An 884-nucleotide genomic window follows, 5' to 3' on the forward strand; every position below is an offset into this window, starting at 1 on the left:
TCAGGGAAGGGGCCAAGGCGGTTGCCTCGGGTATGAACCCGATGGATCTGAAGCGCGGCATCGACAAGGCGGTCGATGCGGTGGTCGCCGAACTGAAGACCAATGCCCGCAAGGTCACTCGAAACGACGAGATCGCGCAGGTCGGCACCATCTCCGCCAATGGCGATGCCGAAATCGGCCGCTTCCTCGCTGAGGCGATGGAGAAGGTCGGCAATGAAGGCGTCATCACGGTGGAGGAGGCCAAGACCGCCGAGACCGAACTCGAAGTCGTGGAAGGCATGCAGTTCGATCGCGGCTACCTCTCGCCCTATTTCATCACCAACCAGGACAAGATGCGCGTGGAGCTCGACGAGCCCTATGTGCTGATCCACGAGAAGAAACTCTCCAATCTGCAAGCGATGCTGCCCGTGCTCGAAGCCGTGGTGCAGTCTGGCAAGCCGCTCCTGATCATCGCCGAGGATGTGGAGGGCGAGGCGCTTGCCACGCTGGTCGTCAACAAGCTGCGCGGCGGCCTCAAGGTCGCGGCCGTCAAGGCGCCGGGCTTCGGCGACCGCCGCAAGGCCATGCTGGAGGACATCGCCATTCTCACCGGCGGCACCGCGATCTCGGATGATCTCGGCATCAAACTGGAAAATGTAACGCTGCAGATGCTGGGCCGCGCCAAGAAGGTGGTGATCGAGAAGGAAAACACCACCATCGTCGATGGTGTCGGCCGCAAGGAAGAGATCCAGGGCCGTGTCGCACAGATCAAGGCGCAGATCGAGGAGACCACCTCCGACTATGACCGCGAGAAGCTGCAGGAGCGGCTGGCCAAGCTCGCAGGCGGCGTTGCGGTGATCCGGGTCGGCGGCTCGACCGAGGTCGAGGTCAAGGAGCGCAAGGTC

At 62.8% G+C, this 884-nt stretch carries 1 protein-coding gene; it reads left to right on the forward strand.

Annotated features, from left to right (window positions below):
• On the forward strand, positions 1-884 hold an 884-nt coding region (gene groEL / locus EOA22_RS35465; protein ID WP_127390707.1), incomplete at both ends, for a chaperonin GroEL.

This window comes from Mesorhizobium sp. M7A.F.Ca.US.014.04.1.1 (genome assembly GCF_003998745.1).
Classification (GTDB): domain Bacteria; phylum Pseudomonadota; class Alphaproteobacteria; order Rhizobiales; family Rhizobiaceae; genus Mesorhizobium; species Mesorhizobium ciceri.